Annotated in this window: 9 protein-coding genes and 1 pseudogene; all 10 read left to right on the plus strand. The window is 52.2% G+C overall.

The window, feature by feature from the left end; all coding sequences use genetic code 11:
- Window positions 1-196, plus strand: a pseudogene (locus HB393_RS18415) (sialate O-acetylesterase); the annotation flags it as partial.
- A 114-nt stretch (window positions 197-310) separates the two neighbouring features.
- Window positions 311-1,267, plus strand: a complete 957-nt coding sequence (locus tag HB393_RS18420) for a hypothetical protein (RefSeq protein ID WP_213806667.1) — start codon at window positions 311-313, stop codon at window positions 1,265-1,267.
- A 499-nt stretch (window positions 1,268-1,766) separates the two neighbouring features.
- Window positions 1,767-3,137 (plus strand): aminotransferase class V-fold PLP-dependent enzyme, encoded by a 1,371-nt coding sequence (locus HB393_RS18425; RefSeq protein ID WP_213806668.1) that lies wholly within the window; start codon window positions 1,767-1,769, stop codon window positions 3,135-3,137.
- A gap of 1,428 nt (window positions 3,138-4,565) precedes the next feature.
- Window positions 4,566-8,588, plus strand: coding sequence for a non-ribosomal peptide synthetase (locus HB393_RS18430; RefSeq protein ID WP_213806669.1), 4,023 nt, complete (start codon window positions 4,566-4,568; stop codon window positions 8,586-8,588).
- Entirely contained in the window at window positions 8,581-9,918 is a 1,338-nt protein-coding gene (locus HB393_RS18435; RefSeq protein WP_213806670.1) for a glycosyltransferase, read from the plus strand. The genes HB393_RS18430 and HB393_RS18435 overlap by 8 nt, the downstream gene beginning before the upstream one ends.
- A 51-nt stretch (window positions 9,919-9,969) precedes the next feature.
- On the plus strand, window positions 9,970-11,400 hold the full coding sequence (locus HB393_RS18440) for a condensation domain-containing protein (RefSeq protein WP_213806671.1): 1,431 nt from the start codon (window positions 9,970-9,972) through the stop codon (window positions 11,398-11,400).
- On the plus strand, window positions 11,397-12,377 hold the full coding sequence (locus HB393_RS18445; protein ID WP_213806672.1) for a glycosyltransferase: 981 nt from the start codon (window positions 11,397-11,399) through the stop codon (window positions 12,375-12,377). Before HB393_RS18440 ends, HB393_RS18445 begins: the two co-directional genes overlap by 4 nt.
- A complete protein-coding gene (locus HB393_RS18450; RefSeq protein ID WP_213806673.1) occupies window positions 12,374-13,672 on the plus strand; it encodes a hypothetical protein in 1,299 nt (432 codons plus the stop codon). The genes HB393_RS18445 and HB393_RS18450 overlap by 4 nt, the downstream gene beginning before the upstream one ends.
- 37 nt (window positions 13,673-13,709) lie before the next feature.
- Complete coding sequence (locus HB393_RS18455; RefSeq protein ID WP_213806674.1) at window positions 13,710-15,059, plus strand: condensation domain-containing protein; 1,350 nt, start codon at window positions 13,710-13,712, stop codon at window positions 15,057-15,059.
- A gap of 66 nt (window positions 15,060-15,125) precedes the next feature.
- On the plus strand, window positions 15,126-16,472 hold the full coding sequence (locus HB393_RS18460) for a hypothetical protein (RefSeq protein WP_213806675.1): 1,347 nt from the start codon (window positions 15,126-15,128) through the stop codon (window positions 16,470-16,472).
- Window positions 16,473-17,129: the final 657 nt, after the last annotated feature.

Here is a 17,129-nt window from a genome sequence, read left to right on the forward strand (position 1 = left end):
GGACCACGTTTTTGTTTCTGCCGTTGCGAAGATCGAGGGCGAGTCCGTAGTGGTGTCGGCGCCCTCTGTTTCGCGGCGGCGTTTCGTCCGTTATGCCTGGGCAAATGTCGTTCCACCTGCGCTTTACAACAGTGCAGGTCTACCCGCTTCTACCTTCTCCTCAGAATGGGTGACTGCGTTACCGCTGACGCGATAATATCGCTGCAACGTAAATCCGGCTACATTTGCGACGGTACGATCCGATTGCAGCCACCCTTGCACTCAGGAGCGACACAGTTGATCGGCAGTTCACGTATGCGGGATACAGACGATGCAATGCAATATCAGCCGAACTTTCTGCTCACTCGCTCTACTTGCTACATCTATGTTGAGCGCCCAGCAAGATGTCCACCGTAAGCCGCACGTCGCGTTCACCCGAACGCTCACCGTCGGCACCTCTACGTTGCAAGTCGATTTCGCCGATGGTCTGCTGGATCTCCCCCGCACTGCCATCACTGACCGCATCCAGCAAGCCGTCCACGCCGTTTCCCTTTACTATGGACGTTTCCCTGTTTCCAGAGCTCGCATCCTTATTCTCCCCACTGCCAACCGCGACCTGCACGGTACTACCTGGGGTGACCGAGAAGGCTTCCCAGCCTTCCTCATCCTCCATATCGGCCAGTCGGTCACACGGGAAGAATTGACCTCCGACTGGATCATCACCCACGAACTTGTCCACACCGCCCTACCTTCGCTGCCGGACGACCAGCACTGGCTTGAAGAAGGGATAGCCAGTTACGTCGAACCGATCGCCCGCGTGCAAGCGGGCGAGATGCCCCCTGAAAGTATCTGGGCCGATATGCTCCGAGGCATGATCAACGGCGAACCCGAACGAGGCGACCACGGCCTCAACAACACTCACACCTGGGGGCGTACCTACTGGGGTGGTGCGCTCTTTTGCCTCGTCGCCGACATCGAAATCCGCCGTCAGACCCACAACCGACTCGGCTTGCAAGATGCTCTCCGCGCCATCCTCCGCTCGGGCGGCACAATCGACAAGGAGTGGCCTATCGCCCAAGTGCTTGCTATCGGAGACACCGCAACCGGCACCCACGTCCTTCAACAGATGTACGCTCGCTGGTCCACCGCTCCAGTGCCTGTCGATCTCCCCCAACTGTGGCGCCAACTCGGCATTCGCAGCACCAATAACACCATTACCTTCGATCCCGCCGCTCCAGACTCCGCCATACGCGCCGCCATTACCCGACCGGGGGCCGCCGAATTTTAGCCCTTCCATCTATACTTGACGGCCAATCGTCCAAACTCTTTGAAAAGAGTTCTGAACTTATTCAGTTTCGTGCAAATCGAACGCAGATAGCGCCCAAGTACTCAATCCCGATTTGCTTCGATGAGGAAAAATCTCTCTGGATACTGCTTGAACCACATTCTCACTCGATTTGCCTATGCTGTTATGCTCCTCCGACGGCAGTTTCTAAGGCCACCCCGATACCTCGAATGGAAGCAGTACGCCTTCCCGGCAAAGCCCCAGAGACACACCCGCCTCTTCCCTTCCACGCTGTGCAAATGACTAGACACTGATATCTATCGGGTATTGATAAAATATATGGAACATACTTCACCCCCAGTAAAGCTCCATCGCGGTCCTGCGTGGCGGTCTACTGGATTCCGGCTGGTTCACGATTGAAGCCACTGTCAGTGCGATAGTTGTCAATCCGTCCAGCCCTTCGGCGAACTGGTTATTAGTTATTAATGGATAGGAGTTACACATGATCTTGAAGTCCGGTTGGAATCGTCGTTCTTTTCTGTCACTACTTGGTACGGCAACTGGTAGCCTGTTATCGCCTAATGCGGCTGTCGCGGAGAAAAAGGAAAAGGATGAGAAGCATGGCATCGACGGCCACCCCATCGTTCCCATCAAGAGCGGCTTAGGATCGACGGGCGATGTCTATAAAGAACTGGGAGTAACACCGCTTGTCAACATCGTCGGGACGGTCACTGTCATCGGCGGTTCTGTGATGAAGCCCGAGGTGATGGAGCTGATGCGCCAGGGCAACCAGCACTTTGTGCTGATCAACGAACTTGAGGTGGCCGCTGGCCGCTATATCGAAAAGCTTTGCAAAACCCCTCCCGGCTATACCGGCTTGGTGACGGGCGGAGTGGCTGCAGGCATTGTGGTGGGTTATGCCGGCATGTTGACCGAGGACCTTGAGCCACGTCTCAAAGCCTGTCCTGATCTGACGGGCTTTCCAAAGACCGAGGTCATCATTCAGAAAGCCCATCGCAATAACTTCGACCACCAGGTTCGCCAGACGGGCGTAACACTCGTGGAAGTTGAGACGAAGGAACAGATGATCAACGCCATCAATCCGAAGACACTGGCTATGCATTACATCAACATCCAGTCGGACCGCGGTAAGGTGAGCGGGCCCGAGATGATCGAGATTGCAAAGGCACACAATATCTACACATTCAACGATGCCTCGGCCGACGTTCCCCCCAAGGAGCGCCTGTGGGAGTACCCGGCGCAAGGCTGGGACTTCGTTGCCTTCTCAGGCGGCAAGGATATTTGTGGGCCACAGGCCTCGGGCATTCTGATCGGCAAAGAGAAGCTGATCCGCTGGGCGCAGATGAATATGAGTCCGCAGGAAGATCGCATCGGCCGCTCTAGCAAGGTGGGCAAGGAGACGATCTTCGCTCTGCTCAAGGCTCTGGAACTCTTCGTCAATCAGGACTACGACGAGGTCGTCAAGAATTACGATGCTCGCGCCGAGGTCATCACAAAGGCGATTGCGAAGTTTGGTGTGGCGGCCCTGCCGCGCGAGTTCAATCCGACTGCCCTGGGCAATGTAACGCCGCAGTATAGCTGGCAAATCGATCAGACTAAGCTGAGGATCACGTCGCAGGAGGTACTACACCAACTTGCTGAGACCAAACCTGTTGGCATTGGCAGTCTGAATGCCGACGCTGGCGGTATGCGCGGACGCAACCCAGAAGCTCCTGCTAATCAGCCCGAACACCACCATCGCCAGCCGGACCCCACGAAGTTCGGCTTTGCCATGTGGCAGCTGAAAGAGGGCGAGGATAAGTACATCGCCGATCGCCTAGTAGAAATTTTCAGTGCAGCGCCGAAGGCTTGACGATAAAACCACTCAGGGGCGAGTCCTTTTCTGCGGTCAATAAATCGAGGTCCGAATCTGAATGGGCGATGATTTCACGCTGCACGCAATTGCCCCACTTTACTGAAGGGACAGTACTGAGAACATCTGTGCAGAGCAGATGACTGCTTAGGCATCCGATACTGCGGTGACGACAAAGATCGTAAATTCGTGTGCTCCGGCCTCTATTACACCTCTTGTCAGCCCAACGAGTTCAGGCTCTCAACCCAGTGTTTCTTTTCACTGCCTACATTGTAGGTCTTCGTCCAATGAGCGTACTCCCTTGACATTAATCCGATAGCGTGCATACCAGGTTCCCCTTTCACTGTAATCCCCTGGGTTCTAGGCTTGTTGCGAATTGAGGCTTTCGTCGCATCACGCCTTATTCGAACCCTATTTGTGCAGCTTTCGAATTCGTTGCCTTTGGGGAGACAAATTCGGCGATCTCGGCTTCTCGCCAACACAATAATGATCGGGTGGACTTGCCTCTTGGACAAATTGACAATGGCTCGATCCAATTATAAAGAGCTGAATCGCAGCAATAATTTACTTTCGACTTTTCGCTTCCTGCAGATGGTAAACCCACATGCTTAAACGGAAGATATAAATTTCACCGGCGCGCGAGTGCATAAAATCTCCCGATCGTCGTCAGTCATATTGCAACAGCATCTCTTTCTCTGACGATGAATGAGTATTATTCCTCGCAACAAATAGGTGACTCCACTCATTAGAGATGAGTCATTTTACCCATTACCAATACGCTATATTTTATAGCCCAGCGAAAGTATCTTAACGGTGCTCATTTTCTTGAATATTTAAGTTGCTACTCAATATCTTTCGTGAGATATTTCGGTGCGACAAAATAACCACTTTATTTATTACTGTACTTTTTTTGAGTGCCTTTCATTCTGCCTTTTGGATGACTCTCCCCTGTGGTGCAATTCCATGCGTAAATTTTCCGTGAGCTAGATTGTTTGCTTCATTAATTTACGTAGGCGATATATTTCTGGGCCGGGGAGTCGTAGATGAATAACTCGTTGGAGTTTTTACGGTGTGTTGTCTTAAATCGAGTGACTAAGGTAAAAACATACATTTCTAAAGCTTGGTATCCAAGAGCATCTCTCTCTATAGAGACGCCATTGCTCGATGTCATTTACCCACCTACAAAATATTTTTCGAAGACCACAACTAAAACATCGTCTGCGCCGCTGAAACTCTTGTTGTTTCCTATGAAAAGCACAAATAATGCGAGTTATCTGGAGTTATTCAGTTACAAATTGACTTGTTTTTTTCACACCAAGCGATCTAAAAACCTTTATAAAAATTTCATTCAAAGGAATTCTTCACTCGATACAAACACGTTCGTCCAGTCCTGGAACAAATCCGATGAGATGTGTGCGGGGGCCTTCGATGAAAGCGAATGAGCGTTATTCTTACCCATTGACTACTGCTCAGCGTGGCTTGTATTTCAGTCAAAAAATTACGCCTAGCGCCAACATGAATATTGCCGAAGCGGTGGAGATATGCGGTCCGATTAAGCCCGAGATATTCCGCGTTGCACTCCGTCAATTAGTAGCCGAGGCAGAAGAACTGCGCGTGCGTATTACTGAGCAAGATGGAAAGCCCAAGCAGGAGGTGCTGCCGTTCTACAAAGGCGATTTCCCGTACATAGATATGAGTCGCGAAGACGATCCGCGCACCGCGATAGAGGCGTGGATGAAGGACGAATTGGCTCGGCCCATTGATCTAGCCAATAATCCATTGTGGGTTTCCGCTCTTCTAAAGGCCGCGGATGATCATTATTTCTGGTATCACCGGGCTAATCACATAGGAGTAGATGGTTACGGTGGAGGTCTGATTGCCCGGCGCTTGGCGGAGCTATATACCGCACTTGCCGAGGACCGCGAGCCGATAGCCAGTTCCTTTTGCACGGTGGAGACGTTGATAGCGGCTGAGACTGCCTATCGAGATTCGGAACGATTCCAACGCGATCGGGAGTATTGGCATCAACAACTGGCCCAACTCCCTGAAGCGTTGACACTATCGCGTAGCCATCGCCGGCATGGTCTAAGTAGCGACCTGCGCCGTAGCGTTGGCCATTTGTCCGCTGACACTGTCCGGCAACTCGCGGAGCTTGGCAAGGCCACTGCGGCTAGCCTCCCTCAGGTCCTCATCAGCCTGGTTGCCGCCTACTACCAACGAGTAACCTGTGTCACTGATTTGGTCTTCCTTATGCCGGTCTCGGGACGCATCAACGCGGCGCTGAGGCGCTCTCTTGCACCATCGGTAAATGCGGTGCCGATCCGCCTATACTTTACACCCGAGATAACCGCCGCTGAACTGTTCTCACAGGTCTCGCGAACTGTGCGGCAAGCGTTACGCCATCAGCAATATCGCTATGAAGATTTGCGCCGCGACCTTGGCCGCATCGGTCAAGAGCAGAACATTGCATGGCTTGGTGTGAATATCGAACCATTCGACTACCATCTCAATTTTGATGGCGCCGCGACCATCTCACATAATCTGTCGAATAGTTCAGCCGAGGACCTAATGGTGTTCATGTATGACCGAGGCACGGACACAGGCTTACGCTTCGACCTGGATGCCAATCCGGCACTCTACGAACTAGATGAGTTGGATGAGCACCGACGAAGGTTGACACGCCTTATCGAGCAGGTGCTTGCCAAGCCAGACGTGCCGTTAAGACAGCTTGATATTTTAGGTGATGAGGAACGTCGGCGTTTACTCTGCGACTGGAATGCCACGGCTTCAGAGCTGCAAGATACCCGTCTGCCTGCATTCGTTGCGCATTGGGCAGCAGTAACCCCGGACGCGCCAGCAGTCGTGTATGAAAACACCGTAGTAAGTTATCGTCAGTTGCATAACCGAAGCGTTCGACAAGCCCGTCAACTGATCGCCAGTGGAGTGGAGTCTGGCGACATAGTTGCCGTTGCGTTGCCACGTAGTGAGCAGTTGTTGATTGTTCTGCTAGCAATTATGCGAACTGGGGCGGCATATCTGCCACTCGATCTAGATAGCCCGATCGAGCGGACGATGTTGGTGTTGGATGACGCCTCACCGATTTTGCTGATTGCTCCACCCCAGATGCATGAACGCTTCGCTCGCAGAAGCTTGACGCTGCTGCGGCCGGAATATATAGATCCGTCGCTGAGTACCCAGGAACATGAACCGGATTTAAGCACTTCAGATGGAACTGCCTATGTGCTTTATACCTCCGGATCGACGGGACGTCCGAAGGGAGTGGAGGTAACACATCGCAATCTGGCGAATTTCCTCGAAGGTATGCGATACGAACTCATGCCCACGGCCAGAGACCGGTTTCTAGCAGTAACTACAGTGATCTTCGATATAGCTGGGCTCGAGTTGTACCTACCGTTGACAGTCGGAGCTCGTGTGGTAATGGCAGGCAGCGAGGCTGTTCATGACCCACCGGCGCTAGCACGGTTGATTCGGCGCAGCGGTGCGACCCACATGCAAGCTACGCCTTCTTTGTGGCGGATCTTGTTGGCCAGTTCCGATACAAAACTCGAGGATGTACATGTGTTGGTCGGTGGCGAGGCTTTGGGCGCGGAGTTAGCGGTGCGGCTCAAAGGTATGGCCGCACGAGTTACCCAATTTTATGGACCAACCGAAACCACGATCTGGTCGACTGCTTTCGAACTAGGCGAGATTGGAGCGATAGCACCGCCAATAGGCCGTCCGATACTTAATACCCAAGTTTATGTATTAGACGAATACCGTCAGCCGGTCGTGACCGGTTCGACCGGCGAGTTATACATAGGAGGAGAAGGAGTAGCCAAGGGCTATTTACACCGGGCAAAACTTAATGAAGAACGCTTTCTTGCGAACCCGTTCAGCGATAATGGCGGCCGTATGTATCGTACTGGCGATCTGGTACGTTGGATTGACGGTGGGCTACTTGAATTCATAGGACGTGTGGACGACCAGGTAAAAGTCAACGGCCACAGGGTAGAGTTGGGCGAAATCGAGAGCCTGTTACTACAGCACGAGACTGTATCCGAAGCTGCTGTCACTGCGCATCATGACGGTGGCACAGTTTCTCTAGCTAGTTATCTGGTAGCGTCAAACGGCATGTTCATTGATATAGACTCGCTACGCGTGTTCCTGGCTGGTCGTTTGCCCAGCTACATGATGCCGGACAGTTTCGTCGTGCTGGATGCTTTGCCGCTGACACCGAATGGAAAGTTGGATCGCAAGGCGTTGCCTTTACCGGAGTGGGCCAATCGAAATATTTATGTTGAGCCAGCAACTCCAACCGAGAAGAAACTTGCGGAATTGTGGCAGCAAATTCTGAAGGTCGGGCGGGTGGGTCTGCATGACAACTTTTTCGAATTGGGAGGTGATTCTCTGAATGCGGCCGAGTTGGCGGCACTTTTTCCCACCTTGTTCGAGACGGAGCTGGCCTTGGGCAGCCTGTTCGAGGCACCTACCGTTGGCGCTTTGGCAGCGTTGATCGATCGCCTCACTAGCAGCGACCTTGTCGAGCCGCTAAGTGTCATGCTGCCACTGCGCCGGGTCGCGCATCGACCACTCTTCTGTATCCACCCAATGATTGGTGTCAGTCTGGGCTTTTCCGCTTTGCTGCGGCATCTGGATCCTATGATTCCGGTCTACGGATTGCAATCGCGGGGGCTGCGAGGCGGTGTTAGTCTGCCGAGCAGTATCGAAGAGATAGCGACAGACTATCTGACTCAGATCCGACGTATCCAGCCTGAGGGACCGTATCGATTGATCGGACGCTCACTGGGAGGCTTGCTTGGTCACTCCATCGCCGCGCAGATGCAGGCTCAGGGTTCGGAGGTAGAGCTATTATCGATGATTGACAGTTATTTGTTCGCCTCCGAAGAGAATGACCGTCCACCTACTGGAGCAGACGAGGTGAAAATGGCGTTGAGTTTTCTGGGCATCGATCTTGTTCACGAAAACATACCAGCAACATTGAAAGAGTTGGGGGAGTTTTTATTGCGCCATGATAATGCACGTTCGATTCCCCAACTCGAGGGAGTCATGAGGCTGTCACAAGAAATTATAAAAAGCCATCCAGAGTTCATCAAGCACCTGGCGGCGGTGATGTTCAACAACCTGAAACTGGCACGTCAGCATGTACCATGCAAAATAGATGTCGATGTCCTCTATTTCAGTGCTACGGAAGTCACGGGCGATCTGGATGGAATACTCGATCGTAATCCGTCGGCATGGCGCCCCTTTGTGGGCGGTGTGTTCCAGGTGCATGAACTCGCTTGTCATCACGAGAATGTGCTAGATCCAGTTCCTGCGGCCGAGATAGGAAACATATTGCAGCAGCGGCTCTCTCTTCTGGACCGTCAGCATATGCGGAGGCCTTCAGCTCTTCAACAAGAAAAGGAAGTAATCATCCCGGTCTATGCCTGAATCGCAGCAAGCGCACACAAAACTTATCGTAATCTTCACCATCGGAACACAAGGTGATGTCCGCCCTTGCGTCGCTTTGGGACAGGGTCTTCATCGCGCAGGGTATCTTGTTCGCATCGCTACCAGTAGTAACTTTGCTGAGTTAGTGCGCTCCGCTGGGTTGGAGTTCTCCCCATTGACAGCTGACTTTCAAGCCATGCTGGAAGCCGATGTCACTATCGCAGACCAAGGATTAAACCTACGTGCGATGGCCCGAATTTTTCGCGAGCGCTATGCGATTTGGGCAACCAACTGGGTAGAAGAGGGACTGTCAGCATGCGAGGGTGCAGGGTTACTGATTGGAGTTAGTAACAGTATTATGCTCGCCAAGGCGTTGTCCGAAGCATTGGGGATTCCGTTCGCAATTGCCCGCTTACAGCCGCTGACTCTATCTAGAATATTGCCACCGATAATGTTGAGCAGTGGACGACGCAAGATGCCCGGTGTACTGAGTCTTGGAGCGCACTATCTCATTTTTAAATTGTTATGGGATGTCATGCGTCCGGCTATCAATGAGATTGTTCGGCCACAACTGAGGCTACCCTTATACCAGTGGTATGGTCCCTATTTTCGTGAGTTGCACACAGCAAAGATAATCAATGGTTTCAGCAGCCACGTACTGCCAAGGCCGTTGGATTGGCCAGACAGCTCTCAAGTCACCGGCTATTGGTTTTTGGATCAGCCTACATGGGATCCACCTAAAGCATTAAGTCAGTTTCTCGCTGCTGGATCGAAGCCAATTTATGTCGGCTTCGGCAGCATGGTGAGCAGCAACACGGCGGCGTTTACGCAAACCGTGCTCGACGCATTTAAAAAGAGTGGACAGCGCGCCGTTCTGGCCACTGGTTGGGGGGCACTGAACGGTGACGAGGGTCCGCACGACGAACAAATATTCTTTTTGCGCCATGCTCCGCACGACGGCCTGTTTCCACTTATGTCCGCCGCGGTACATCACGGTGGCGCAGGTACAACTGCAGCTGCCGTGCGTGCAGGAATTCCATCGGTTATTGTGCCGTTTTTTGGCGATCAGCCTTTTTGGGCACATCGTCTTAATCGTTTAGGCGTCGCACCGCTAGCACTAGAGCGTAAGAACCTAACCCCCGATGCATTGGCCTTCGCGCTGACAACAACGCAACAGGCCTCGATGCTCCAGGCAGCGGCAACACTGGGACAAGCGGTACGCGCCGAGGACAGCATTGGCGAAGCACTCCGCTGCCTGTATGCGTGGAATCTACTGCCTAAGATTTCGTCCGAGGCTGTGGTTCAGCCTCGAATAAAAAACATGGCATGAAATACATCAAGAAAATCACCGTGCTATTCGCATCTGGGACGGAGGAGAGCGATGAATGTAGTCGAACACGCCGAATGTATGGACAAGGCCAATATGATATCGGTCGCTCAGAGCAACAGGCGATCGCGGCCACTACTATTACCGGAGCGAACGATGTTCCGTGAGGGACATACACCGTTTACCTCTGTGTTTACTGTCAAACTGCTCGGCAGGCTGGACGAAACGCGATTGCGTCGAGCCCTGGCTTGCGTACAGGCCAAGCATCCGCTGCTACGTTGCGTGATCGACAATATGGACGGCTTCCCTCGTTTCGTACTTCAGGATCGTCCTGAGGCAATCACTTTACGCATTGTTGAGCGCCACAGCGAGGGCGCATGGCAAATCGAGATACGTCGTGAGTGGATGGCGCCGTTCGATGCGAGCCGCGCGCCATTAGTACGATTCGTGTGGGTACGTGGAGAAGATTTAAACGAGCTAATACTGGTCGGTCATCATTGCATCTGCGATGGTGCCTCTGGCATCAACCTTCTGCGTGAATGCCTCTATGCCTATGATCGGCCGGAACGGGATCTAGGTACCTATGAGACGCTTGGTGCAATTGAAGACATTATTCCCGCAGCCGTGCTGCAAAGCCGGCGCTTCCGCCGACGCGTGCGGAGAAAGGTGGGGTTGCTCAGATTAGCTCTTTTCTTAAAGGGGCGCGGTAGTCGCAAACGAATAAATATACCTATATCCGTGGAGCAAATGTACTTCCATCGCTGGCATGTCGACGAGGCGACTACGCGGGTATTGATCGAGCGCTGCAGGGCGGAGGGCGTTACCGTACTTGCCGCAGTAAGCGTGGCTTTCATGCAAGCGTTTCGCGATGTCCGTGGAATCAAAGCACTGAGAAAGACCTACAGCATGGTGGATGCACGGAGATTCTTACCGCAGATGCGCAAGGATGTGATGTTCGGGCTAGCACCAAGCGTGACGCTGAGAATGAAGGGCTTGCCTCCACCGTGGGATATTGTCGACGACGGATTCTGGGCACGGGTACGGCTGACCAAGGCAGACCTGACACGCCGTATTGACCGTCTAGGCATCGGCTTCTATGAGTATCTGGTCGGCTTGGAAGCCCTGCATGACCAATATGCGAGATTTGTAACTTATTTCGACAATGCACCTGTGGTGCGTCACGTCACGCTGTCTAATATGGGGCGCCTGGATCTACCACAGGAGTACCAGAATTTCCGGCTGGAGAAGATCTACAGCCCCTTGGTCATGGTATCGCCCACTCCGGCCAACACGGTAATCATCTCAAGCTTTGCCGGAGAAATGGAATTCGCGATCGTATCCGACGAACAGTCTCTACCTCGCGAGCAAGCCCTGGCGATTGAAGAACGGGCCATGGAAATACTTCATACCTGCATAACGATATCCGGGGAGCACAAGGTTGATCTCGCCTCCAATCTGCCCATGGTGCGGGAGAAAACGATATGAAGAGCTTTGGTCTAATCTTTGTACTCTACGAGCCTTCCGGAGCCTTTCTGGAAAATCTCGCCAAAGCGCGTGTGGGCTGCGCAAACGTTGTTGCTGTCGACAACTCGCCTGAGATTGATTCGAGCCTACACGCGAACCTCCAGAAACAAGGCATTCAGGTACTCCCGAATCGCAACGAGGGTGGGCTCGCCGGAGCCTACAATAAGGGTGCCGAAGTTCTGTTGGCGCGCCCGTGTGACGTGATCTTCCTGCTGGATCAGGATTCTGATATCGATGCATCGTTCTTCGCAGACATGATGCAAGCTACTATTGGACTCGGCACCGATACGTTTCTGCTGGGCCCAAAGATCTTTGAGATCAAACTGCAGAAGTGCATGCCCGTCATCCTGCCGGGCAAGCCCTTTCCCAAACCCTTTCATATTGATTATCAGACCACGGGGTTGTTTCCCACCATGTGCATCATTTCATCCGGGGCGGCGATCTCCTCCACAGCTTACCGCAAGCTTGGAGCCTTCAGGGAGGACTATTTTATCGAGTACATTGATATCGAATACTCATTGCGAGCCGTAAGCCAGAATGTGCCGGTGTACGTAAACGCCGCCGTCACGCTGCGGCAGTCCAACGGGAATATCGAACGGCGCGGCAAGCTATTCAGCACTCATCATGCAGCATGGAGACGCTACTATGTCTCGCGTAATATGGTGCATTGCTTGAACCTGTATCGTTCTTATTCTGGATTGCATTGGGTTAGCGGTCTGATGGCGATCCAGCAGGGGTTATTAGTATTGTGGTTCGATTCAAAAAAACTCGAAAAAGTGACCGCGATTGCTTGCGGCTACCTTGATGGAGTATTGGGCAGACTTGGCACATTCGAGCGACAGCATCCCTACATAGCCTCCTTCTGTAAAAGATCCGGACGCAAACGAATCGCCATTGAGGATAGTTCGTCGCTTATGGCGACTGGGAGTAAATCGTGAGACGGAAACTATCCGCTCTAGAACAGATTCTTGACGGAAATGTGGTCTACTTCGTCAGACTGGAAGGTCATTTAGGTCTTGATCAGCTTCGCTCAGCTCTTACTCGTGTGCAGCACAAGCATCCCGCCTTACGCTCGTTGCTTCGTAAAGAGAGGAATAGGTTGTACTACGAGGCGGATAGCGCTCCAGAGATCCCATTGAGAATTGTGGCCCGCGTGTCTGAAGATGGTTACAGGCACGAGTGCCAGACTGAGTTGACCACAGTCTTCGCGCATGAACTGCCTCAACTGCGCGTGGTCTGGTTGCAATCTGAGTTGGAGAGTGACCTGCTATTTACGACATCGCACCGGATCTGCGACGGCATGAGTATCTTCATACTTGTCAGGGAGATATTACGGTCTCTGTATAGTGACGAAGAAATGGTCCCCTACGAACCAATTACGATGCAGGAAATAATCGGGGACTACAAGCCTCCGCAACCGTGGAAGAACAAACTCAAAGTAAGCCTACTGAATGGTGTGTTACGACTCATTCCAAACTCGCGCCGAGCGCCGGAAAATAACGAACGCTATCTGGAGTGGAAGACCGATGGCGCATTATTGGACGTATTAAGGAAGCGCTGTAAGGAGGAAGTCGTCTCAATGCATGCCGCCCTGATGTGCACGCTGGAACGCGCTCTATTCGTTGTGTTTGAAAGAAATAAAGTACCGAAATGGATTGATAACCCAATGGACATACGTCGAGGGCGCTTTCCAGCACTGAAGAGCGACACGGTGTTCTTTGCAGGTGGAAGCTTCAAAACGCGCATCGAACAAACTGCCGACATTGAGTTTTGGGGGAGAGCGCGCACAATCTATGCCGAGATACAGAGACAGGTTGAGCAAGAGACGCTCAAAATTCCGGGTCGATTTCGTTTCTGGGAGATGCTTCATCCGCTGGCGAGTGGACAAATCCAGTCGATCGTACGTCTGGGGGATGCGTTGAAGTTCAACGGTAGTTGGAATATGTTCGCATTGTCCAATCTCGGCAACATCGTGATCAATGACAGCAGTTCCCCGTTTCGAGTGAAGGACCTGCGTATCTACATGCATTCCTTCACCTTTAGAGCGCTCTGCCTGGTGACTTATACGCTCAATGGCGAGATGCGCTTCTACTGTGTAGCCGATGAGAAGTGCCTGAGCCACAGCCAAGCAGATACGCTTCAGCGTGAGTTCATGGCGATCCTAAAACAGGCCATAAAGACTGACGAGAGTGAAACTGAAGTTTCTAGCTTGCTCACCGCAGTCGCCAAATGATTTTTCCTTTGGAGTCAAGGATGGCAGGAGGCAGATCGTGAGACGAAAGCTGTTCGCCATTGAGCAGGTCGCCGACGTCAATATCATTTACGTTGTCAAGCTGGAGGGCAGCTTCAATCTGTCCCAGCTTCAGTCAGCACTCTCCCGCGTACAGCGAAAGCATCCTGCGCTGCGGGGTCTCATTAGCGATGAACCGGATGGATCATATTTCGAGGTAGACAGTGCGCCGGAGATTCCTCTGCGGATCGTCTCTCGCCTGTCGGAAGATGATTGCCAACGCGAGTGTCAGACGGAGCTAAATACCATATTTGCATCGGACCAGCCCCAACTGCGTGCGGTCTGGCTCCGCTCAGAGCTTGAAAACGATCTGTTACTTTCAACCTCGCACCGCATCTGCGATGCCATGAGCATGTTCACTATCGTCAAAGAAGTATTGCGTGCGCTCCATAGCTATGAAGAACTGATCCCCTACAAAACGGTCACCACACGAGATCTTATCGGCGACTACCAGCCTCAGCGGCCTTGGAAGAGCAAACTGGCGGCCCGTTTGTTCAATAGCCTTTTGAGGCTGATTCCAAGCTCTAGCCGAATGCCAGAAAATAAGGAATTCCATCTGGAATGGAAGGCTGATCAGTTGCTTTCGGATACATTGAAACAGCGCTGTAAGGCTGAAGGCGTCTCCGTTCATGCCTTCCTTATGGTTGCGCTGGAGCGTGCCTTGTTCGCAGTATTCGGGAGAGAGAAGTTACCGAAATGGATCATAAATCCCATCGATCTACGGCGAGGGCGCTTCGCTGCGCTGAAGAGTGACATGGTCTTCTTTGGTGGTGGCAACTTTAAGATAAGCACAGTGCCAGCACCGGACGTGGAATTCTGGGCGAGAGTGCGAGGAGTGAACGAAAAAATACGCAACGAAGTCGAACGCGAAATACTGAATATTCCTAGCCGCTTCCATCTAATCGAGATGCTTCGTCCGCTAACAAGCAGACAGATCCAGTGGATCGTGCGACTAGGTGATGCATTTAAGTTCAATCGCATATCGAGTCGCTTCGGGTTGTCCGAACTCGCCAACGGTAGTTGGAACCGCTTCGGGCTATCCAATCTCGGGAATATTGTGATCAACGAGAGTGACGCTCCTTTTCGAGTGAAGGATCTACGCTTATACATCCACTCCTTCAACGTCAGGATGCTTGGTCTGATTCCTTATACTCTCGACGGAGAGATGCGCTTCTACTGTGTTAGTGACGAGAAATGTTTGAGCCGTAACGAGGCCGATTCGCTCAAGCTAGAATTCATAGCCCTGCTACAACGCGAGTTCAGTCCTATAAATACAGGGGATATCAAAGGGGCTCCAATGATGGCCGCTGAATTGGTTCGTAATGGTTGATACCGCTACAAAGTTCGGAAACAATCAGCTCTCCATCAATTAAAGGTCGTCAGTGACAACAGGTGAATGATGAGCCGCAAGCTATCCAACATTGAGCACATCCTCGATGGAAACATTCTGTATTTTGTCAGGTTGGAGGGCAGTTTGAACCTGGATGAGCTTCGCTCAGCTATTGCCCGTGTACAGCGCAAGCATCCAGCACTACGCACGCTGATTCGTGAGAAATACGACGGACTGTACTACGAAGAGGATAGTGCACCAGGGATTCCATTACGGATCGTTCCACGCTTATCTGAAGATGACTACCGTCGGGAATGTCAAACTGAACTGGCAACCGCCTTCGCATATGACTTACCCCAGCTACGTGTGGTCTGGCTACAGTCGGAGGGTGAGAGCGATTTATTACTTACGACCTCGCATCGCATATGCGACGGCATGAGTATGTTCATTATTGTTAGAGAGATATTAAAGTCGCTTCATAGCGATGAAGAACTGATCCCTTATGAGCCGATCACCACACAGGATATTATTGGCAACTACCAACCTCCGCAACCATGGAAGACCAGATTGAAGGTGAGTCTGCTGAATAGCCTCCTGCGATTGGTTCCGAAGTCACCTCAAACCCCGGAAAATAACGAACACTACCTGGAGTGGAAGGCTAATAGGGCAATGTCAGACGCACTGAGGAAGCGCTGCAAGGTTGAGGGCGTCTCTGTGCACGCCGCCCTCGTAGTTGCGTTGGACCGGACACTCTTCGCTGCCTTCGGAAAAGATAACTTGCCAAAGTGGATTGGCAATCAGATAGATCCACGGAGAGGACGCTTCCCCGCGCTGAAGAGTGACACAGTGTTCTTTGGCGGCGGAAGCTTCAAGGTACGCACTGGGCAAGCTTTGGAGGAGGAGTTCTGGGATCGCGCGCGCTCGATCCATGAAGAGATACCTAGACAGATCGCTCAGGAATTACTCAACATTCCCCGCCGCTTCCACTTCATTGAGATGCTTCGACCGTTGACGAGCGGACAAGTACAATCGATCCTTCGTCTGAATGATGCGTTAACATTCAACAGATGTAACAGCTTCGCGTTATCCAACCTCGGCAACGTTGTGATCGACGACAGTGACGCGCCGTTTCGACTGAAAGATCTTCGCCTTTACTTGCATTCTTTTAAGACTAGGGCACTCGGTCTAGTTTCCTACACCCTCAACGGGGAGATGCGCTTCTATTGCGTGAGCAATGAGAAGTGTCTGAGCCCTAATCAGGTGGATGCCCTTAAGCGCGAGTTTATGGCTGTGCTAGAACACCAGACTTACAAAACTGAGGACGATGTGATCGAGATCCCTGCCCACGCTGATTGCGCAACATGCAGTCTGCCGGTCCAACAGACCGCGGAGCATCCGTTCAGAGCGGAATGACACCGGCACGCCATCACGCTCCTGCTCGCGGCTCAGGTCTGCTGATTATTTTCGTTGTCTTTTTTGTTGCAACACTGTTATTCATAACTTATTCACACGCCTCATACCGATTTGGACTTGATTCTGGATGACGTTTTAGGCAAACAGTCTTTCCTGTTTCTTGCACCTTAAAATTCACTCGCCGCGCTCTCATAGATCGCTGATCTAGCGGCGTGCGTCCTGTCGCAGTCTCTTCAATCAAACGTCCGAATACCTCACGGCGTTCGCATCTTGAATGGCGTATTTCGTGTAATAGCATCGAAGCTCTGGAAGATGCGGCGGCCAAGGCCAAGCCCAGCGGAAAACCGGAACCATTCGTGTCGTCGTTCGAGACAGCGAAGACGGTTCCTTCGGATCTATATGACAAGGTCTTGCGTGATCCGCGTGGCTATATTATCCCGGCCGATCAACCGGATTTCCGATTGCAACCAAGTTCGTCAACGCGTTGATGAAAAGTGGCGTGACGATACTTCGGCGGCACTTACCCATACAGCGAACAGGCGACCGCGGACTTTACCGTTGCAGGCAAAAGTTATCCAAAGGGATCATATGTCGTCATCGCCGCGCGGGCTTTTCGACCGCAGATGCTCGATCTATTTGAGCCACAGGATCATCCGA

The organism is Granulicella sp. dw_53 (assembly GCF_018449545.1).
Classification (GTDB): Bacteria; Acidobacteriota; Terriglobia; order Terriglobales; family Acidobacteriaceae; genus Edaphobacter.